Annotated in this window: 17 protein-coding genes; 2 read left to right on the top strand and 15 right to left on the bottom strand. The window is 63.7% G+C overall.

The features are described 5' to 3' along the window. Positions 1–101: 101 nt before the first annotated feature. Complete coding sequence (locus BLEFHOIH_RS10800) at positions 102–893, bottom strand: methyltransferase domain-containing protein (protein ID WP_088345264.1); 792 nt, start codon at positions 891–893, stop codon at positions 102–104. Further along, a complete protein-coding gene (locus BLEFHOIH_RS10795; protein ID WP_088345307.1) occupies positions 883–1,110 on the bottom strand; it encodes a DUF2007 domain-containing protein in 228 nt (75 codons plus the stop codon). The genes BLEFHOIH_RS10800 and BLEFHOIH_RS10795 overlap by 11 nt, the downstream gene beginning before the upstream one ends. 221 nt (positions 1,111–1,331) lie before the next feature. Between BLEFHOIH_RS10795 and BLEFHOIH_RS10790 the strand changes: the two genes are divergently transcribed. Continuing rightward, on the top strand, positions 1,332–2,348 hold the full coding sequence (locus BLEFHOIH_RS10790; RefSeq protein ID WP_088345262.1) for a polyprenyl synthetase family protein: 1,017 nt from the start codon (positions 1,332–1,334) through the stop codon (positions 2,346–2,348). Between the two features lie 61 nt (positions 2,349–2,409). Here the strand turns inward: BLEFHOIH_RS10790 and BLEFHOIH_RS10785 are convergent, their stop codons facing one another. The 7 genes from BLEFHOIH_RS10785 to BLEFHOIH_RS10755 form a co-directional block, all read right to left on the bottom strand. Further along, positions 2,410–3,150, bottom strand: a complete 741-nt coding sequence (locus BLEFHOIH_RS10785; protein ID WP_088345260.1) for an SDR family NAD(P)-dependent oxidoreductase — start codon at positions 3,148–3,150, stop codon at positions 2,410–2,412. Between the two features lie 70 nt (positions 3,151–3,220). Next, entirely contained in the window at positions 3,221–4,795 is a 1,575-nt protein-coding gene (locus BLEFHOIH_RS10780) for a hypothetical protein (protein WP_125461657.1), read from the bottom strand. Positions 4,796–5,031: 236 nt separating this feature from the next. After that, complete coding sequence (locus BLEFHOIH_RS10775) at positions 5,032–6,342, bottom strand: hypothetical protein (RefSeq protein WP_088345256.1); 1,311 nt, start codon at positions 6,340–6,342, stop codon at positions 5,032–5,034. Between the two features lie 66 nt (positions 6,343–6,408). Continuing rightward, positions 6,409–8,247: a carbamoyltransferase gene (locus BLEFHOIH_RS10770; protein ID WP_088345253.1), complete on the bottom strand. Its 1,839-nt coding sequence runs from the start codon at positions 8,245–8,247 to the stop codon at positions 6,409–6,411. Between the two features lie 294 nt (positions 8,248–8,541). Next, positions 8,542–8,982, bottom strand: a complete 441-nt coding sequence (locus tag BLEFHOIH_RS10765; RefSeq protein ID WP_088345251.1) for a hypothetical protein — start codon at positions 8,980–8,982, stop codon at positions 8,542–8,544. A gap of 240 nt (positions 8,983–9,222) precedes the next feature. Then, the gene (locus tag BLEFHOIH_RS10760) at positions 9,223–10,014 is read right to left on the bottom strand and encodes a hypothetical protein (RefSeq protein ID WP_088345249.1); all 792 of its coding nucleotides are present in this window, start codon (positions 10,012–10,014) and stop codon (positions 9,223–9,225) included. A 134-nt stretch (positions 10,015–10,148) separates the two neighbouring features. Continuing rightward, positions 10,149–11,174: an adenylate/guanylate cyclase domain-containing protein gene (locus BLEFHOIH_RS10755; RefSeq protein ID WP_170937106.1), complete on the bottom strand. Its 1,026-nt coding sequence runs from the start codon at positions 11,172–11,174 to the stop codon at positions 10,149–10,151. A 483-nt stretch (positions 11,175–11,657) separates the two neighbouring features. Here BLEFHOIH_RS10755 and BLEFHOIH_RS10750 point away from each other — a divergent pair, with 483 nt between their 5' ends. Then, positions 11,658–13,307, top strand: a complete 1,650-nt coding sequence (locus tag BLEFHOIH_RS10750; protein WP_088345245.1) for a long-chain-fatty-acid--CoA ligase — start codon at positions 11,658–11,660, stop codon at positions 13,305–13,307. 152 nt (positions 13,308–13,459) lie between these two features. Here BLEFHOIH_RS10750 and BLEFHOIH_RS10745 read toward each other — a convergent pair whose 3' ends face one another. The 6 genes from BLEFHOIH_RS10745 to BLEFHOIH_RS10720 form a co-directional block, all read right to left on the bottom strand. Then, entirely contained in the window at positions 13,460–14,797 is a 1,338-nt protein-coding gene (locus BLEFHOIH_RS10745) for a sigma-54 dependent transcriptional regulator (protein WP_088345243.1), read from the bottom strand. Position 14,798: 1 nt separating this feature from the next. Continuing rightward, positions 14,799–16,622, bottom strand: a complete 1,824-nt coding sequence (locus BLEFHOIH_RS10740; protein WP_210191693.1) for an ATP-binding protein — start codon at positions 16,620–16,622, stop codon at positions 14,799–14,801. A 147-nt stretch (positions 16,623–16,769) separates the two neighbouring features. Continuing rightward, a complete protein-coding gene (locus BLEFHOIH_RS10735; protein ID WP_088345304.1) occupies positions 16,770–17,498 on the bottom strand; it encodes an amino acid ABC transporter ATP-binding protein in 729 nt (242 codons plus the stop codon). Further along, entirely contained in the window at positions 17,491–18,171 is a 681-nt protein-coding gene (locus BLEFHOIH_RS10730; RefSeq protein WP_210191694.1) for an ABC transporter permease subunit, read from the bottom strand. Before BLEFHOIH_RS10730 ends, BLEFHOIH_RS10735 begins: the two co-directional genes overlap by 8 nt. Beyond that, positions 18,168–18,905 carry an amino acid ABC transporter permease gene (locus BLEFHOIH_RS10725; RefSeq protein ID WP_088345239.1) on the bottom strand — a complete coding sequence of 246 codons (738 nt, stop codon included), beginning with the start codon at positions 18,903–18,905 and terminating at the stop codon, positions 18,168–18,170. Before BLEFHOIH_RS10725 ends, BLEFHOIH_RS10730 begins: the two co-directional genes overlap by 4 nt. A gap of 92 nt (positions 18,906–18,997) precedes the next feature. After that, positions 18,998–19,894 (bottom strand): glutamate/aspartate ABC transporter substrate-binding protein, encoded by an 897-nt coding sequence (locus tag BLEFHOIH_RS10720; RefSeq protein ID WP_088345237.1) that lies wholly within the window; start codon positions 19,892–19,894, stop codon positions 18,998–19,000. Positions 19,895–19,909 lie beyond the last annotated feature (15 nt).

Here is a 19,909-nt window from a genome sequence, read left to right as displayed (position 1 = left end):
TGTGAATGAAGGCTTGCGCGGACAGGAGCCGGGCAGCCCGGCGCGCGAAAATGCAACAGTCCCGCCCGCCCGATCGTCCGAATGCCCATCGATCGCAAATGCTATTTGGAGCGCCCGAGTTCAAGACTGGCACCATCACGCAGGATCGCCTCGGCCTCGCGGACGAAGCCGTTGCCGGCGTGATGCAGGACCATGCCGCGCGCAAGGCGGAGTGGCGCGCGGCTGCCCTTGCGGCCGTGAATGAGCACGCGGCAGGCGGGCTCGCCCTCGCGCGGATAGAGCGGATAGACGATCAGGCCGCCGAAACGCCCCTCGCAATGGCGCAGGATGCGGGCCAGCGCGTCGGCGCGGTGGACGAGGGTGAGCGTGCCCTTCGGCTTCACCAGCGCGCCGAGCGATTTGATCCAGCGCTCCAGATCTCCGGTCTCCAGGGCGTGGGCGCGGCGCAGCATCGGCGCGGAAGGCAACCTGGCGCCGGCGGCGTCGAGGAAGGGCGGATTGGCGACGGCGTGGTCGAAACTGTCTGGGGCGAGGCCGGCTTCGAACAGGCGGCCGGGCGGCGAGGTCATGTCGGCGCAGAGATAGCCGGCGCGGTCGGCGAGCCCGTTGCGCGCCGCGTTGGCGCTCGCGAGGGCGCAGAGTTCCGGATCGATCTCGACCCCCGTCACCCGCGCGCCCTCGACCCGCCGCGCCACCGCCAGCCCAACGACGCCGCTGCCCGCGCCCGCATCCAGCACGCGCTCGCCCGGTCGCACCGGACAGGCCGCCGCCAGAAACACCGCGTCGATCCCGGCGCGCGACCCCTGCAGGGCTTGCGCGATCATCAACTGCCCGCCGAGAAAGGCATCCTCGGTGGTCGGCAAGGCGTGTGGCTCGCCGGTCTCAGTCGCCATCCGGGTCCGGCAATTCGATCTCGGCGTCGGCCAGCGCCGCGCGTGCGGCGTAAAAATCTTCGTCCCGGACCAGCATCCGCCGCGGCAGCGCGCCGATCGAGCCGTCCAGGATGCTCATATGCTCATCGGCCAACTCATGCGGAATATTCGCCTCGTTCAGCAGCGCGTCGATAAAGGACAGCAGTACAGGATCGTTGCTCCTGATCAGCTCTTTCATCATCCCTCCAAAAACGGGGCGGAACGGCGGATGGCCCGCGACGTTCCATCTCATTGACGCTTCTCCAAGCCGCGCCGATTTCAAAGACTTGTAGCCTCAATACAGGTCCGCCGGAAGGCACCATGATTACTTCGTCGCAAGGGCGACATGCCCGCTTGACCCAGGCTTGACGGCTGAGGCTAATAGCGCGGGCGTAAAAGCGTTCCATCGAGGAGGCGCAATTGGGTGTGGTCGTCACATTAGAGGAGCAGCGCGAGCCGCTCGACAAGCTGAAGCCGCTCATGGCTCTGGTCGGCGATGACATGGCTTCGGTCAATCGCATCATCCTCGACAAGGCGCGGTCCGATGTCGACATGATTCCCGAGCTGGCGCGGCATCTCATCGATTCCGGCGGCAAGCGCATGCGTCCGATGCTGACCATCGCCTCGGCTAAGCTCTGCGGCTATCGCGGGGCGGGCCATGTCAAGCTCGCCGCCGCCGTCGAGTTCATGCATACGGCGACGCTTTTGCATGACGATGTGGTTGATGAGAGCGACCTGCGGCGCGGCAAGGTCACGGCGCGGCTGCTCTGGGGCAACGAGGCGAGCGTCCTGGTGGGCGATTTCCTGCTCGGACAGGCCTTCAAGATGATGGTCGAGGTCGGCTCGATGGGCGCGCTGCGCGTCCTCTCCAATGCCGCCGTCGTCATCGCCGAGGGCGAGGTGCTGCAGCTCTCGGTGTCGAAGAACACCGCCACCACCGAAGACGAATATATGGCCGTGATCCAGTCCAAGACTGCCGCGCTGTTTTCGGCGGCGGCGGAGGTCGGCGGCATCGTGGCCGAGCGCTCGGCGGAGGAGCAGGCGGCGCTCCGGTCCTACGGCAAGAATCTGGGGCTGGCCTTCCAGCTCGTGGACGACGCGCTGGATTATTCCGGCGAACAGGCCAAGCTCGGCAAGAGCGTCGGCGACGATTTCCGCGAGGGCAAGATCACGCTGCCCGTCGTGCTGTCCTTCCGGCGCGGCACCGAAGACGAGCGCGCCTTCTGGCGGCGCACCCTGCAGGACGAGGAGCCGGGCGACGGCGATCTGGAACAGGCGATCGCCTATGTGCGCCGCTCCGGCGCCATCGACGACACCATCAACCGCGCCCGCCATTACGGCGCCATGGCCTGCGACGCGATGGCGATCTTCCCCGACAGCCGGGAGAAGGCGGCGCTGCTCGATGCCGTGGAATTCTGCATCAGCCGGCTGCATTAGCGGCGCGCAGGCCGCTAATGGAAAGCCCGAACGCCAGTAGCCCCGGCCATCGGAACCGGCGCTAAAACGTTGCGCGCCCCCCCGAGAGATCGAAGACGGCGGCGGTGGAGAACGAGCAGTCTTCGGAGGCGAGCCAGGTGACCAGCGCCGCGATCTCCTCGGCCCGGCCGAAGCGCCCCATCGGGATTTTCGACAGCATATAAGCGATATGCGCCTCGGTCATCTGCGAGAACATCTCCGTCTGCACGGCGGCGGGGGTGACGCAATTGACGCGGATGCCGGTCGCCGCCAGCTCCTTGCCGAGCGATTTGGTCAGCGAGATCACACCCGCCTTCGCCGCCGAATAGGCGCCCGCATTCGGATTGCCCTCCTTGCCCGCCACCGAGGCGATATGCACGATGCGGCCGTAATTGCGCGCGCTCATGCCGGGCACCAAATGCTTGGAGCAGAGAAACGGGCCGGTCAGATCGACGTCGAGCACGCGGCGCCAGTCGTCCAGCGGATAGTCGGCGATGGTAAGGTTCGGTCCGGTGATGCCGGCGCTGGTGACGAGAATGTCGATCGGGCCGATAGCGGCTTCGCTGCGGGCGACGGCGGAGATGACGGAGGCTTCGTCGGTGACATCGACCTGAATGGCGGTCTGGCCGAGGCAGGCGGCGGCCGCGTCGGCGGAGACGCCGTCGATATCCCAGATCGCCAATTTCGCCCCCGAGGCGATGAAGCGCTCGGCGGTGGCAAGCCCGATGCCGCGCGCGCCGCCGGTGATGACGGCGCTACGGCCGGCGAGGTCGATCTGGTTCATGGCGTTTCCTTGACGTTGTTGTTTTTCACCCCGCCTTCGCGCAGGGATCACACGCCTTGCCGCTCGCCCTCTATTCTCCCGGCACCACGGCCTTGACCTTGACCCGCACCTCGGTGGGGTATTCGGCCTCCTGCAAGCGGGCGGCGGCCTCGTTGCGGGCGCGGGTAAAATCGACATTGCGCACCACGTTCGCCAGATCCTCGACCTGCTCCTCAGGCTTGGGCGCGGTCAGCATGGTCCATAGCGCGGCGACGATGTACATCACCAAAGCGGCGACATGCTTGAAATCCTCGACCTCTGGCACCCACCACACGACGACGGTGAACGGAGCGAGCAATGCGAGGCCGATGACGAAGCGGGAGAGCCACCAGCCGGGGACGAGCGCGGCAAGCGGCAGCGTCCAGACCAGATACCACGGCCACAGATGGCTGATGGCCGAGAAGGAGACCGCCGCCATCACGGCGAGCGTGGCGCGCAGCATCTCCTCATTGTCGGGCTTGTTCCAATAGATATAGCATTGGTGCAGCGCGATGGCCGGGAAGACGATATTGGCAATTTCGCCGAACGGCGCCAGCCAGCCGCCGAAGGCATCGTCGAGCGCGGCGAAAGCATCGCTCGGCTGCAGGAAATGCCATTCGTTGATCAGCCGGACGCCGTCGAAAAAGGCGGTCGAGCGGTAGAAGATCGCCATCACCGCGATGGTGATGAGCGCCGGCAGGATCAGCCTCGGCGCATAGGCGCGCAAGGGCACGCGGTGCGAGCGCAGATTGTGCATGACGTCGATGAGGAAGAGCGGCGCCGTCGTGTATTTGGCCAGCGCCGAGAAGGCCAGGGCGACCGGCGCCAGCGTCTTCTTCTGCACCAGCAGCAGGATCCAGAGCAGCGCGGGCATGGCCATGACGATGTCATTATGGCCTTCGCCGACGGTTTGCAGCACGCCGAGCGGCACCCAGCCCACCACGGCCAGCGCCATGGGCCGCATGGCCGGCGCGGTCAGGGCCATGATCTTGTCGACGAGCACCAGCGAGGCACCCCAGGTTCCGGCCAGCACGGCCTTGAACAGGATGAAAGTGACCAGCAGGCTGCCGCCGGAGAGCGTCATGACGACGCCCGATATCAGCGCCCAGATCGGCCCGTAGGACATGGTCATCGGGAAGTGATCGAGCGGCAGCGCGGCGATCTCTTCGGGCGTGAATTTCACATGGTACGGATTGACGCCGGCATCGACCATATTGCCCCAGACGGCGGAGAGCCAGAAATCCTGGGTGAAGACCGGGAACGCCAAAAAGCTCGCCGCCGTGATGGCGAAGGCCCAGCGCAGCACGAGCCGGGCAGTTTTCTCGTCGTGCTCGTCATGGCCATTATGGCCGAGCACGAAGACCAGGATCACCGCGACGACGCTGGCCACGACCAGCGGCACCCAATGCGTGATGACGACGGCCAGCGGGCCGCCGAACCAGGCGCGGATGGCGTTGACCATTTCCACGCCGTAGATGCGATTGAAGAACAGGGTCGCATTGGGTGAGTAGGTGGCGTCCCAGAGCGCGGGGGTTTCGATGTAGGACAATGCCGCCATGGCGGCATAGGCCAGGACAGCCGTAATTCCCAGCGCGTTGACGCAGCGATGAACCGATAACCCCGCCAAGAATAGTCCCCCAACAAAAGAGGCCGAAGACGCGCCTCCCGTTTATACGTCAATCTGATGAACATTCGCTGTTGCGAACAGTTCGATCTTCGTTCTCCCCCGCGGACCTATTTTCGCTGTGAGGCGAAATCTGCCCGCAACCCCATCGCCGCCGCCGGCAAGGCATTGCCAACGACGCCGTTTTCATGGCCTCGCCGCCTGATGGCTGTCCCACCAACCATCAGGCGCCATGAGCTTTATAAAAGTTCAGCGAGAATTTCGCCGACGATCTGATTTCCTTCTCCGGACATATGGATGTCACTCATCCAGTACAGATCATCGGCGCGTATCTTGCGTTTCTGTAATTCCGCTGCGACGTCGTAATATTTTATTCCGAGCGACGACAAGTATGCGATCAGTTCATTGTAAAAATTCGTCGCATTCTCTGGCGGGTAGAGCGATGAAGGGCCCGGATGGGGCAGGATGAACTCCAGCGAATAGCCGTTGGCGAGCGCGTGGTCGCGCCACTCTTTGATGACGGCTTTATTCGCGTCGGCATATTTGAAGTTCGCATAATCCAGCGTGCCCCCCCGGGTTTGCAGGTATGTCAGCCGGTGCAGATCGTAGAGCTTCTGCCCGTGATAGACGACATATTTTTCGTACCAATCCAGCATCGGCTCTTCGCCGAGCACAGGAACGTGGCCCTCAAACGCCGGGACGTGGTTGTTGAGCGCGTGCAAGCCCGCATTCAGAAGTTGCGCCGAGATCGAATATTGCATTAACAGGCGCGAGACCGAGAAATTCGTGAGCTGGCCGTTCTCGCCGGTCTTGGCGGCGGCGCGCTCGGCCTGCATCTTGTCGAACCAATCCTGCTCCAGCTTCACGATCTCATTGTCGGCCGTCAGCATCTTCATGTCCGTCAGCCCGCCATCGACGACGGTGGAATGCGGATGCAGATAGTCGTTCATGGTGTCGGTCGGCGAATAGACGACGAAGACGCGCTGCGGGAAGCGTCCGAGCTTCTTGGTGATCTCGAGGAATTTCGAGAACTGGTGCCGCTGCCCGGTATGGGTGACGCCGCATTGCAGGATTTCGATATGCTTGGCCCGCTCGATGACTCTGGCCATCAGGTCTTCATATTTGGCATGGCCCCAGGCGATGCTGTCGCCCGCCCAGTACCAGAGCGTCTCCGGCAATGGGTTCGGCACGGGACGGTCGAAGCAGCCGATGGTGTTCGACCAGATATTGTAGCTGACGTCGTCGGTGTAATGGACGAGGTCGGTGCGCGGCTTTTCGGTCGGGATGATGTCGAAGCCGCGCTCCGCGTTAGGCTCGAAATAGCCGCGCGGATATCCCCGTCCAATCACTTCCGAGAGGAAGAAGCCCTGCCTGTAGCCGGGAAACTGCGCCGAAAACTCGTCCGGCAGAGCGAAGAACAAGATCGCATCGAGCACACCGAGCGTGAACAGCAGGATTGCCCCCTGGAGGGAGAGCGTTTTCAGCAGGCGGCGAATGCCGGGCATCCGCAGACGCTTGGTTTCCTGTTCGTGATCGGCGTAGGTGGCCATGTGATATCCGGTCTTTGTCCTGTCTCCGCGAACCCTTGCCCCCGAGGGGCCGAGCCGTCCGATCCGCTAATCGAGCTCGAACTTGTCCTTGTAGTCCTTGGCCAGGCTCTGGTCCTGGGCGTCCTTGCGCAGGATGCAATCACCGACGACGAGCGTTTCCATCTCGGTGCCCATGAAGCAGCGGAAGGCGTCTTCGGGCGTACACACGATCGGCTCGCCGCGCACGTTGAATGAGGTGTTCACCAGCACGGAATAGCCGGTGCGCTCCTTGAAGGTGCCAAGCAGCGCGCGGAATCGCGGATTGGTCTCCTCATGCACGGTCTGGATGCGGGCGGAGTAATCGACATGGGTGACGGCTGGGATGTCGGAGCGCAGCAGGTTCAGCTTGTCGATGCCGAATAGCTTCTCCTCGCCCTCGCCGGCGCTGCGGCGGCGGTTGCGCTTCACATCGGAGACGAACAGCATGTAGGGGCTGTCCTCATCCAGCTCGAAATAATCGGCGACGTCCTCGCGCAGCACGGCCGGGGCAAAGGGCCGGAAGCTCTCGCGATATTTGATCTTGAGGTTCAGCGTCTTCTGCATCTCGGGATTGCGCGGATCGCCGAGGATCGAGCGGGCGCCGAGCGCGCGCGGACCGAATTCCATGCGGCCCTGGAACCAACCGACCGCATCGCCCGCCGTCAGGCTATCGACGGTGCGGCCCATCAACTCGCCGTCCTTATGCACTTCGAAGCGGGCGCCGCTCGCCGCGAGCCGGCGCTCGATATCGCTCTGCTCGTATGCCGGGCCGAGATAGGAGCCCTGCATCCCGTCTAGGCTGCCATTGACATGGCGCCGCTGTCCCAAATGCACGTAGCTCGCCGCCAGCGCCGCACCGAGCGCGCCGCCGGCATCGCCCGCCGCCGGCTGAATCCACATCCGGTCGAAATGCCCGTCGCGCAAGATCTTGCCGTTGGCGACGCAGTTCAGCGCCACACCGCCCGCCATGCACAGATTGCGGATGCCGTAGCTGCGGGAGAGCTCGCGCGTCATGCGCAGCATGATCTCCTCGGTGACCTTCTGAATCGAGGCGGCAAGGTCCATCTCGCGCTGGGTGACGCGGCCTTCACTATCGCGGGGCGGCGCGCCGAACAGCTCATGGAACTTCGCCGACGTCATCGTCAGGCCGGTCATGTAGTTGAAATAGCTGAGGTCCAGCCAGAACGAGCCGTCCGGCTTGACATCGATGATGTGCTTCATGATGAGGTCGTAATAGCGGGGCTCGCCATAGGGCGCGAGGCCCATGACCTTATACTCGCCCGAATTGACCTTGAAGCCGGTATAATAGGTGAAGGCGGAATAGAGCAGGCCGAGGCTGTGCGGGAATTTGATCTCGCGCTTCGTCTCCAGCGTATTGCCGCGCCCGATCGAGACCGAGGTCGTGGTCCATTCGCCGACGCCGTCCAGCGTCAGGACGACGGCTTCTTCAAAGGGCGAGGCGAAGAAGGCCGAGGCGGCGTGGCTCTGATGGTGGCCGGCAAAGAGCAGCTTCTTGCTACCAACGGTGCCGGTCGCCGAAAATGGCTTCAGCGACTTGGTCAGCCCGCTCTTCTGAAACAGTTTTTCCTTGATCCAGACCGGGATCGCCGTGCGGAAGGATTGAAAGCCGCCGGGCGCGTTGGCAAGATAGGTCTCCAGAAGCCGTTCGAACTTGACCAGCGGCTTTTCGAAGAACGCCACGTGGTCGACCTCGTCGAGATCGACGCCGGCCGTGTCCAGGCAATAGCGGATGGCGTGTTCCGGGAACGCCGCGTCATGCTTCTTGCGGGTGAAGCGCTCCTCCTGGGCGGCGGCGACGATGCGGCCGTCTTCGACCAGGGCGGCCGCGCTATCGTGATAGAAGGCAGAAATTCCAAGAATTCGCATAGTCCGCTCCGGTGGGGCTTCAGCGCGATGAGGCAGGCGCGGCGAGACCGGGTCCCGCCTCTCGGCCGCCGCGATCATGCGGCGATCGGGGGGAGTCCATCGCCAAGCGATCGGCGGATCCTGCCTCAATGAACACCGGGAGCCCCCATCCTATTCAGCCGTCTCAACTGTTGCCGCGTCCCGCTTCCCCAGGGGCGCGTTTGGAAACACTCATCTCGTCGTTTGGTCCCATTTTGGGACAGAAATCTGGTGGCCAGCCGCGCGCGGTTGCGTGCGCCTGTCGCCTGAATGCGGTCAGAACTGGTTCTTCATCGAGGCAAGCTTGGCTTCGGCCGGGTCCGGTTCGAGCCAATAGGTGGTGGCGTCCGGCTCGCGCTTGGAGCGCAGCGGATCCGCGAAAAGGCGCATCAGCAGCCCCATCGGCACGATGGCGAGGGCGAACATCAGGAACATAACGATCGGATTGACGATCCGGCTCAGCAGCATGCCGAATTTGAACCAGATGAGGCTGAGCGGCTCCAGCCGCTGCGGCGCGAGCAGGCTGAAAGCCAGAAGGGTGAGCGCCACAATGAGGAAGAGCGCGACGGCCGCCGGATGATGCCGAAACATCACGCCCAGAAGCAGCGAAACGGCGACGAAGACGAGCCCCGTCGAGCGCGCCGATGGCGGCTTGACCTCTTCGTTCGCGCCGTAGGACTCGTGAAAGTTCTGCCGGGATTTCTGCTTCGCTTCCATAAGGCCCTATCCGCGATCTGCATCATTTTTAGTCAAATTGAAGCGATGTGTCATACCGCCCCGGCTTAGCCCATGTCCAGCCAATATGGTTAAGACGCGGCCAAGGCGCCGGAGGTTCAGCCCGCATGGCAGCATCTCCGGCCATTGTTCCGTAACGGGAAACAATGTCAGAATAAGATGAACGTGGCCCAAACGGGCGGGCCGGGCCGAAGTTCCGCCGTGGGTGGGAAGTCTGCGCGCCTATTTGCGCTGGCCGCCGGATTGCGGCCTTGCCGCATCATTAGGCGGGCAGAGGAAGATCGGCGGCTCGTAAGTGATGGGGCGGATGGTGAGGTAAGTGGTCGGGCGGCTGAGCCATGAGGTGTTGTCGACCGAGAGCCACGCACCCGTCGTGATGCCGACATGGCGGAAGCTGGTGCTGCCGCGCGCCGCCTGTTTCTGGCGCTCGCCGATGCGCGGGCGCTTGCCCTCCCATTTCGAATTCCAGGCGACCATGCAGCCGCCCTCTTGCGCCGCGGGCGGCCGCCAGCCGGCCTCGAAGGCCATGTCGTAGATGCCCTTGGCGTCGGCGGTGTATTTCGCCCAGGCGCAGCCGGCTTTCTTCAGGATGGCATAGACGACCAGCGCGCAGGAATTGAAGCCCGGCATGTCCCAATATTTGGTGGTGACGCGGGTCTCCGGCGTGTGGGTCTGAACGCCGTAAAGCAGTCCCTTCTTATTGGCCTCGAAGGCGTAGGGCGCTTCGCTGGCGGCGCGGATGATGGCTTCGCGCGAGCAATCGGCAGGCGCCTCGGCGACGCCGCTCGCAACCGTCCCGGCGCCGACGAACGGGCTGGCATTGGCCGGCTTGTGCCAGCCGCCGACCGCGTCGAGCGAGACGAAATCGCCGGTGTAATTCGGCAAGGGCGAGGCATCGATCTGGCGCGGCACCCGGGACAGCGCCTTCAGCAGGATGGCGTCCTTGCCCGCATCCTTGCGGCCATCGTCCTCGCCGCCGGCGGCGGCGGTGCTGAACAGGCAGGCTGCAAGCATCAAACCGCCAGCCCGCTGGACGGCCTGCCGCGAAATACACCCCGACATCATGCTCCGTCCCCTTGCCCCTCGACTGGAAAACTTTAAGGCGGCGCGGGGACGGTCCGCAAGATCAATCGGGTGACCGCCGAGTGTCACTCGACATAGGCGAATTTGATCAGGCTGCGCGAGCGGGCGATGAAATCGTCATTGTGGAAACGGCGGAGCAGCGCCATGAACAGCGTCCGCTTGGCGAGAATGCCGTAATCGCTCGCCAAAATCGCCTGCGCCTCCGGAATGATGCGGAAGGCGTAGCCGATCTTGCTGTCATGGAACATGCTGCCGACGAATTCGCCGAGCGTCTGGTGCTTGGCCCCGGCATTGGCGAGTTCCAGGAAATTGTCGACCCGTTCGATGCGCACGCCGTTCAGCATGTCGCGCGCCTTATGCACTTGCTCGGTCATGCGCAGGAACAGCGCCTCGAAGCTCGGATTGCCTTCGGTCTCCGCCAGCACGGCGTCGAGCGCGTCGGAGACGGCGAGCTGGGCCGACCGGGCGTGCAGGTGCAGGAGCAGATCGACAAGCTGGGGGTCGAGCAGATGCTGGCCGCTGAAGCCGAAGGCATTGCTCTTGCGGCTCTCGCCGGCCTCGGCGGAGCCGGGCGCGGGCAGCGGCTGCCACCGCCAGACCTGCACCGGGTCGACGATGTTCTTCAGGCTGCGGAAGCCGATGGCGGTGAATTGCGCGTGCATGCGGTTCTTGACTTGCGCATGCACGCTGTCGGTGAGGCAGATGCCGCCCGGCTCGGCCAGGGCTTCAAGACGCACGGCGATGTTGACGCCCTCGCCATGCACCTCGCGGCCCTCGACGACGACATCGCCGAGATTGACGCCGATGCGCAGAAGGATCGGCGGGTCCTGCTGCTTGGCGGCGTTGCGTTCGGCGAGATCCCGCTGGACCTCCATGGCAAATTCGACCGCGCCGAGCGCGCTTTCGAATTCGAGCAGCGTCCCATCCCCGAGCAGCCGGAATATCCGCCCGGAATGAGCCGCGATCTTCGGCGCCAGGATATCGGTCCGCAGCAGCTCGATGGCGGCGAGCGCGCTTTGTTCGTCCCGGCTGAGAAGCTGGCTGTAGCCGACAACATCGGCAGCCACGATTGTCGTGAGTTTGCGGCGCACACTCATCTCCTTTTGAAATTATTTAAAAAAACCAATTTTGGCGGGGGGACCCGTCAGCAGCGCAATGGACATGTCTGGGGTTTCGTCAAATCGAGAGCTTCCAAATTCCGTGGTCGTTAATCAGGTGAATGCTGCGATGAAAATTTGATTGTTACAAAATAACTTGAGGCTAATGGCGCCGGATGCCCCAAATGTGGTATAGGAGTGGCTTTCCGCATCCTGGCGATAGTATTCTAGCGGTTTCAACCTGTTGCATCTAGTCGAATTTACTCCGCATCCGGAGGAAATTTGTAATAGCTCTTCGACTAGGGCCGCTGGCGCCGGCCCTAGACGCGTCGAGACACGCCGCTCCGGGGAAAAATTTTGCTCGATTCTTTGCCCGGGTCGAGTGACGATACTGTCAGTCGGCCGCCGCGCAGGGTGGCGAGTCGGCGCGATAAAATGCCGTCTCCCGGCAAGAGGAGACGCTTGGGAGGATGCAAGATGTACGGCCTGATGATGAATGTGCCGCTGACGATATCGTCGGTGCTCGACCATGCCGAAACCTTCAACCGCGACGCCGAGATCGTCAGCCGCAAGCCCGAAGGCGGCATCCACCGCTACACCTACCGCGACGCCGCCGGCCGCAGCCGCAAGCTCGCCCGCGCGCTACAAAAACTGGGCGTGAACTTCCAGGACCGGGTGGCGACGCTGGCCTGGAACACCCACCGCCATTACGAGCTCTATTACGCCGTCTCCGGCAGCGGCGCCATCATCCACACCATCAATCCGCGCCTCTTCCCCGACCAGATCGTCTACATCATCAACCACGCCGAAGACGTCGTGCTGTTCGTCGACATCACCTTCGTGCCGCTGATCGAGAAAATCTTCCCCAAGCTCACGACCGTGCAGCACGTCGTCGTCATGGTCGGCCGCGCGCATATGCCGGACTGCGCGCTGCCGCTCCTGTGCTACGAGGATCTGGTCGAAGCCGAGAACGAGGATTTTGCCTGGCCGCAGCTCGACGAAAACCTCGCCGCCGCCATTTGCTACACATCAGGCACCACGGGCAATCCGAAGGGCGTGCTCTACTCGCACCGCTCGACCGTGCTGCATGCCATGTCCTCCTGCAGCGCCGACATATTGAGCCTGTCGAGCCGGACCTCCGTGCTGCCGGTCGTGCCGATGTTCCACGTCAATGCCTGGGGCATTCCCTATTCCGCGACGATGGCCGGATGCAAGCTGGTGCTGCCGGCGGGCGGGCTGGACGGCAAGTCGCTCTATGAACTCGTCGATGCCGAGAAGGTCGATCTGATGCTCGGCGTGCCGACGGTCTGGCTGAACCTCTTGCAATATTGCGACCGCGAGGGCCTGAAACTGGAGAGCGTCGACCGCCTGGTGATCGGCGGTTCCGCCGTGCCGCGCTCGATGATCAAGGCGTTTCAGGAGAAGCACGACGCCTTCGTCATCCAGGGCTGGGGCATGACCGAAATGTCGCCGGTCGGCTCGACCAATTCGCCGAGCCGCTTCACCGACCGGCTGCCGCTGGAGGAGCGCTACGACCTGCAGGTGAAGGCCGGCCGCGCACTTTATGGCGTGCAGATGCGCATCGCGGGACCGGACGGCGCGGCGCTGCCGAATGACGGCAAGAGCGTCGGCCGGCTGCTGGTGCGCGGCCCCTGGATCGCCAGCGCCTACTATAAGGAGGCGGAGCATTCCGCCTGGCGCGACGGCTGGTTCGACACCGGCGACGTAGCGACCATCGACGAGCAGGGCTTTCTGTCCATCGTCGACCGCGCCAAGGACATCATCAAATCCGGCGGCGAGTGGATCAGCTCGGTGGATGTCGAGAACGTCGCCATGGGCCACCCGGCCATCGCCGAATGCGCCGTGGTCGGCCTGCCGCATCCGCAATGGGCCGAGCGCCCGCTGCTGGTGGTGGTGCCGAGGGAAGGCGCCTCGGCGGACAAGTCTGAGATCTTGCATTTCCTGGCGCAGAAAATCGCCAAATGGTGGCTGCCGGACGACGTGATCTTCGTGCGCGAGCTGCCCCACACCGCGACGGGCAAGGTGCTGAAGCGGCAATTGCGCCAGGATTTCCACGATCTTTACCAAACCCCGGAAGGCCTGGCCGGCCAGACGGCGGCGGTTTAGGCGGGGTTGGCAAAACAGCCAGCACAATGCCTGCGGAGAGGCGAGTGGCCCCGCCTCCGACGGCCGGGGCGACGGAATAGGCTGTCGGGTTTCACGGGCACGCGAGTCCCGGCACGCCGCTCGGCAGCGACCGTCGAACGTACGATCCGCGTTCAGCTCAAGCCGTATTTCCGCATCTTGTCGTGCAGGGTCGTGCGGGGGACGCCGAGCGCCTCGCTGGTCCTTGCGACGTTCGACGACTGCCGCTCCAACTCGGTCGCGATCAGCACGCGCTCGAAATTCTCCACCGCCTCGCTCAGCGTCAGCTCGGCGCGGGTGCTTTGCCCGGCATCCTCGGCGTGACGGGCGATGCCGAGGGCGTTGCAGTCGGCGTGATTGCGCAGCTCGCGAGTGTTGCCGGGCCAGTCATAGGTCATCAATTGCCGGATCTGCTCGGGCGGCACGGCCGGGACCGGCTTGCCGTAGCGCTTGGCGGCCATCAGCAGGAAATGATCGTAGAGCGCCGGGATGTCCTCGCGGCGCTCGCGCATCGGCGGCAGCTCGATGGTGACGACATTGATGCGGTAATAGAGGTCGGCGCGGAATTTTTCGCGCGCGGCCATCGCCTTCAGATCGACCTTGCTCGCCGCGACCACCCGGCAGGAGACCGGCACCAGCTCGTTCGAGCCGAGCCGCTCGATCACCCGCTCCTGCAGCACGCGCAGCAGTTTGATCTGCATGTTCATGGGCATGCTCTCGACCTCGTCGAGGAACAGCGTGCCCTTATTGGCATATTCGATCTTGCCGACCCGCCGCTTCTGCGCGCCCGTGAAAGCGCCCGGTTCATGGCCGAACAGCTCGCTGTCGAGCAGCGTGTCGGGCAGGCCGCCGCAATTCAGCGCGACGAAATTCTCGGCGCGGCGGTGGCTGTAATCGTGCAGGCAGCGGGCGACCATCTCCTTGCCGGTGCCGGTCTCGCCGACGACGAGCACGTCGACATCGGCGTCGGCGACGTCGAGGATCAGCCGGCGCACCTTCTCCATTTGCGGCGAATGGCCGATCAGCCGCGCGGCGAGATCGTCGCCGTGATGCAGGCGGCGGCGCAGGCTCTCGACCTCCAGCGTCAAGCGGCGCTTCTCCATCGCGCGCCGCACGACCTCGACCAGATGGGACGGCGAGAACGGCTTTTCGATGAAATCATAGGCGCCCGCCCGCATCGCCTCGACCGCCAGCGCCACGTCGCCATGGCCAGTGATCATGATGACGGGCAGCTCGGCGTCGATGCCGCGGGCAAATTGCAGGAACTGCAGGCCGTCCGCGCCGGGCAGCCGCATGTCGGTGACGACCACGCCGGAGAAATTCGGCTTGATCAGGTTCTTCGCCCGCTCCGCCGAGGTCGCGGTGACGACGTCGAAGCCGGCGAGCTGCATCGCCTGCGCGCAGCCGAGCAGGACATTGGCATCGTCTTCGACGATGAGCACTTTCAGCGAGGCTTCGAGTTCAGGTCCCATGTCAAATTCCCGAGGGCGGCGTTGGCAGATTTATGATGAATTCGGCGCCACCTTCCCTGCGGCTCGAAGCCGAGAGCGAGCCGCCGAAATCGCGGATGATGTCACGGGATATTGCAAGCCCTAGGCCAAGCCCCTCGCCGGGCGGCTTGGTGGTGAAGAACGGCTCAAAAATTTTCTCGCGCGCGGCGGGGGGCAGGCCGATGCCGGTGTCGGCGACGCTGATGACGAGGCTGCTCTTGCCCGCCGCCTCGGCGCGTAGCGTCAGTGTGCGCTCCTCGCATTCGGCCATGGCGTCGATGGCATTGGCCATCAGGTTGACCAGCACCTGCTCCAGCCGCACCGGATCGCACCACGCGGTCAGGCCGCCGCGCTCGCAATAATTGTGCACTTTGACATGGGTCTGGATCAGCTTCTGGTCGAGCAGGAACTGCGCATTGGCGATCGAGAGCTTGACGTCCACCGCCTGCGGAAAGGCCGGCGACACGCGCGCGAAGGATTTCAGCGGCCCGATGATCGCGCCCATGCGGTCGACCAGATTGCCGATGATCTCAAGGTTCTTGCCGAGCGTCGCGCTGTCGCCCCGGCGCATGAATTCGACGGCGTTTTCCGACAGCGTCCTCAGCGCGCCGAGCGGCTGGGTGAGTTCATGGGTGATGCCGGTCGCGAGCTGGCCGAGCACGGCGAGCTTGGCCGCCTGCACCAGTTCGTCCTGCGCGGCGCGCAAGGTGGTCTCCGCCCGCTGCCGCTCGGTGACCTCGCTGCGCAAAAGCTGGTTGGCCTCGACCAGATCCTGGGTGCGCTTGGCGACCTTGGTTTCCAGCTCGGCATTGGCGCGCTCGAGCATCGCCTGCGCCTCGAGCCGCTGGCGCAGATTGCGCCGCCACATGTCGAAGAACAGCAAGACCAACACGAAACAGGCGGCGCCGGTTGCGGCGAAGGCGACGGCGTTCCAGGCGCGGGCATAGACCGGCCGCATGTCGGAGAACACGGTGATGCGCCAGCCATTCTCCGCCAATTGCCGGCTGACGGCGAAAAAGCTGCGCGCCTCCGCCGCCGCGGCGCCCTTGGGAAAATCCACCACCTGCGAATGGCTGAAGATGGAGCCGAGCGCGACCGGGAATTGGCCGATGGGCTGGCGGTTATATTGCCTCGTGCGGTCGATCTCGTCCAATTGCGCCTGGGTCAGCGGCGCCAGCGCCGTCAGCCGCCAGGCGGCGACCGAGGACAGGATGACGACGCCATTGCCGTCGGCGATGATGGCAGGCGTCTCAGGCGGCAGCCAGGCTTGTTCCAGCAGTTGCTTCAGCCCGATCTTGATGACGGAGACGCCGATCACCCGGCCCTCGTCGCGGATCGGGTAGGAGACGAAATAGCCCGGCTCGCCCCGCGTCGTGCCGACGGCGTAATAGCGGGCCGGGACGCCGAGCTGCGCCGATTGGAAATAGGGCCGGAAGGACAGGTCCTCGCCGACGAAACTGTCGGGCTGGTTCCAATTGCTCGACGCGCGCGTCAGGCCGTCGGCGGTCATCACATAGATGGCGATGCTGCCGATGAGCTGGTTGAACTGCTCGAGATGATCGTTGACGGCCTTGACGAGGCGCTGGTCCTCCGGATGCCGCATCAGCTCGACCACATCGGGGTTGAGCGGGATGGTCGAGGGGACGTGGGCGTAGCGGTTGACGATGCTGCCGATGGCGGCGGCGAACAGATCGAGCCGGTGATGCGCCTCGGTGCTGAGCGCTTCCAGCCCTGCCCGCTCGCTGATCCGATAGGCCAGCACGCCCGCGCCGATCAGCAGCAATCCGGCGCCGAGGACCGCAAACATTTTCCGCGCAGAACGATCGAGAGGCATGCAAAAACGCCTTCGGCTGCAATGGATAAGACTGTCTGCTTTTCAAACACTCCTTCCGGCGGCGGCAGCATTGCTGCGGGCAAGCAGATGCCACCGCCGCCAGCCGGTCGCTTTCTGCGATCAGTGGCTCAGGATTTTCGAGAGAAATTCCTGTGCCCGCTCGGAACGCGGGCTGCCGAAAAACTCGTCCTTATGCGCGTCCTCGACGATGCGGCCGCGATCCATGAAAACCACGCGATTGGCGACCTTCCTGGCAAAGCCCATCTCATGGGTGACGCACATCATGGTCATGCCCTCCTCGGCGAGCGCGACCATCACGTCCAGCACCTCGTTGACCATCTCGGGATCGAGCGCCGAGGTCGGCTCGTCGAACAGCATGCACATCGGGTCCATGGCCAGCGCCCTGGCGATGGCGACGCGCTGCTGCTGGCCGCCCGAAAGCTGGCCCGGGAACTTGTTGGTCTGCTCGACCAGCCCGACGCGCTTCAGCAGCGCGTGCCCTTTGGTGAGCGCGTCCTCCTTCGATCGCCCGAGCACCTTCTCCTGCGCGATCGTCATGTTCTCGATGATCGTCATATGCGGGAACAGCTCGAAATTCTGGAACACCATGCCGACTCGCGAGCGCAGTTTCGGCAGGTTTGTCTTCTTGTCGCTCAGCGAGATGCCGTTGACGGTGATGTTGCCGGTCTGGAACGGCTCCAGCGCGTTGACGCATTTGATGAGGGTCGATTTGCCCGAGCCCGAGGGACCGCAGACGACCACGACTTCGCCCTTGGCGACGCTCGTCGAGCACTCGGTGAGCACCTGGAACTCGCCATACCATTTCGAGATATTCTGGATCTCAATCAATTGCATACCTCGCCTGAAGACGCTTCACGATGCGCGAAGCCGTGAAACAGATAACGAAATAGACCAAGCCGGCGAATAAAAGCAGCTCGACCAGCCGGCCATCGCGGTCGCCCACCTTGTAGGCGGTGCCGAAAAAGTCGGAGAGGCCGATGACGTAGACGAGCGATGTATCCTGAAACAGGATGATCGCCTGGGTGAGTAGCAAGGGCACCATGTTGCGGAAGGCCTGCGGCAGGATGATCCGGCGCATGGTCTGCCCCGGCGTGAAGCCGAGCGCGAGCCCCGCCGACATCTGCCCGCGCGGCACGCTCTGGATGCCCGCGCGGATGATTTCCGAATAATAGGCGGCCTCGAACAGGGCGAAGGCGACGAGCGCCGAGGCCAGCCGGATGTCGCCGATGCCGGCGCCAAAAATGGCGCGGATGAGTTCCGGCGTGATCAGGTAGAACCAGAGGATCACCATGATCAGCGGCACGGAGCGGAACAGGTTCACATACAGCGCCGCCAGCTTCGAGAGGATGCCGACGCCGCTGATCCGGGCGACCGCGAGCACGGTGCCCCAGGCGATGCCGACCACGATGGCGACGGCGGAGATCTCCAGCGTAATCAGCATGCCCTTGAGCAGCAGCGGAATGGCGCCGGGAATGGATGACCAGTCGAATTCGTACATCACTTGCCCCCCATATAGCCCGGAACCCGCACCCGCCCCTCGACCACGCGCATCAGCGACATGACGATGATGTTGATCATCAAATACAGCGCCGTGACGACAATGAAGGCTTCGTAAGGCTGAGCGGTGTAGTCGACCAGTTGCTGCGCCTGACGCGACAGCTCGATCAGCCCGATGGTGGTGGCGACGGAGGAGTTCTTGAAAATGTTCAGAAATTCAGAAGTGAGCGGCGGGATGACGATGCGGAAGGCCATCGGCAGGAGCACGAAGCGATAGGTCTGCGGCAGCGTGAAGCCAAGCGCGAGGCCGGCGGATTTCTGGCCGCGCGGCAGTGAGTTGATGCCGGAGCGCACCTGCTCGGCGACGCGGGCGCTGGTGAACAGGCCGAGGCAGACGAAGGCGGCGACGAATTGCTGGAACAGCGGATCGCTCTGCTTGAAGGCATCGCCCATGCTTTTGGGCAGCAATTCCGGCATTACGAAATACCAGATGAAGAGTTGCACCAGGAGCGGGATGTTGCGGAACAGCTCGACATAGGCGGTCGCCGCGCCCGAAAGGAACCGGTTCGGCACGGTGCGCAGGACGCCCGCCAGCGAGCCGACGATCAGCGCCAGCACCCAGGCCGACAGAGAAAGGAGAACTGTGAATTTAAGACCTTCGATCAGCCAGAAAAGATAGGTGGTTTCACCCGATGGGACCGGGGAAAAAAAGATTGGCCAGTTCCAATTATAGGACATCGAGGCTTAGCCCTTCGAACAGAGGGTGAAGATCCGCCCGGACCCGCCGTGAGGCTGGTCCGGGACAGGGCTGGTCTGGACTGGACGGAAATTTATTCGAAGGCTTTGTCGTTCGGCGCGGCGTACAGCGCCTTCATCTCGTCGGAAAGCGGCATGCCGAGATTGAGGCCCTTCGGCGGGACCGGGGACTCGAACCATTTGGTGTAGATCTTGACGGCGTCGCCCGAGGTCATGGTCTTGGTGATGGCTTCATCGACCACCGCCTTGAATTCGGGATCGCCCTTGCGCAGCATGCAGCCATAGGCTTCCATCGACTGGGCCTTGCCGGTGACGACCCAATTGTCGGGCTTCTTGGCCTTGGCGATGGCGCCGTAGAGCAGCGCGTCATCCATCATGAAGGCGACGGCGCGACCGGTCTCCAGCGTCAGGAAGGACTCGCCATGGTCCTTCGCCGAGATGATGTTCATGCCCATCTTCTGGTCTTCATTCATCTTGCGGATGATGCGCTCCGACGTCGTGCCGGCGGTGGTGACGACGTTCTTGCCCTTCAGGTCGGGGAAGTCCTTCACGCCGCTATCCTTGGCGGTGACCAGCTTGGTGCCGATGACGAAGATGGTGGTCGAGAAGGCCACCTGGTTCTGGCGCTCCAGATTGTTGGTGGTCGAGCCGCATTCGATGTCGACGGTGCCGTTCTGCACCAGCGTGATGCGGTTGGCCGAGGTGACCGGCATCAGCTTGACGTCGAGCTTGGGCAGGTTGAGCTTGGCCTTGACCGCATCGACGACCTTCAGCGCCATCTCCTGCGAGTATCCTATGACGTTCTGGCCATCGTCATAATAGGAGAAGGGGATGGAGGATTCGCGGTGGCCGAGAGTGATCGTCCCGGTCTGCTTGATCTTGTCGAGCGTCGGCGACCCTTGGGCAAAAACCGGCGTCGCTGCGAGCGTTGCCGCGACGGCGATTGCGGGGAGAAAACTTGCGTATTTCATGACGTCTCCTTGGCG

The sequence above is a fragment of the Rhodomicrobium sp. R_RK_3 genome, from assembly GCF_002198715.1.
Classification (GTDB): domain Bacteria; phylum Pseudomonadota; class Alphaproteobacteria; order Rhizobiales; family Rhodomicrobiaceae; genus R-RK-3.
This window is presented reverse-complemented; position numbering and strand designations above follow the sequence as displayed.

Bases quoted from the DNA above. Each gene is read 5' to 3' on its own strand.
- BLEFHOIH_RS10800 (WP_088345264.1), bottom strand. From the start codon at position 893: ATGGCGACTGAGACCGGCGAGCCACACGCCTTGCCGACCACCGAGGAT.
- BLEFHOIH_RS10795 (WP_088345307.1), bottom strand. From the start codon at position 1,110: ATGAAAGAGCTGATCAGGAGCAACGATCCTGTACTGCTGTCCTTTATC.
- BLEFHOIH_RS10785 (WP_088345260.1), bottom strand. From the start codon at position 3,150: ATGAACCAGATCGACCTCGCCGGCCGTAGCGCCGTCATCACCGGCGGC.
- BLEFHOIH_RS10775 (WP_088345256.1), bottom strand. From the start codon at position 6,342: ATGGCCACCTACGCCGATCACGAACAGGAAACCAAGCGTCTGCGGATG.
- BLEFHOIH_RS10770 (WP_088345253.1), bottom strand. From the start codon at position 8,247: ATGCGAATTCTTGGAATTTCTGCCTTCTATCACGATAGCGCGGCCGCC.
- BLEFHOIH_RS10765 (WP_088345251.1), bottom strand. From the start codon at position 8,982: ATGGAAGCGAAGCAGAAATCCCGGCAGAACTTTCACGAGTCCTACGGC.
- BLEFHOIH_RS10760 (WP_088345249.1), bottom strand. From the start codon at position 10,014: ATGCTTGCAGCCTGCCTGTTCAGCACCGCCGCCGCCGGCGGCGAGGAC.
- BLEFHOIH_RS10750 (WP_088345245.1), top strand. From the start codon at position 11,658: ATGTACGGCCTGATGATGAATGTGCCGCTGACGATATCGTCGGTGCTC.
- BLEFHOIH_RS10745 (WP_088345243.1), bottom strand. From the start codon at position 14,797: ATGGGACCTGAACTCGAAGCCTCGCTGAAAGTGCTCATCGTCGAAGAC.
- BLEFHOIH_RS10740 (WP_210191693.1), bottom strand. From the start codon at position 16,622: ATGTTTGCGGTCCTCGGCGCCGGATTGCTGCTGATCGGCGCGGGCGTG.
- BLEFHOIH_RS10725 (WP_088345239.1), bottom strand. From the start codon at position 18,905: ATGTCCTATAATTGGAACTGGCCAATCTTTTTTTCCCCGGTCCCATCG.
- BLEFHOIH_RS10720 (WP_088345237.1), bottom strand. From the start codon at position 19,894: ATGAAATACGCAAGTTTTCTCCCCGCAATCGCCGTCGCGGCAACGCTC.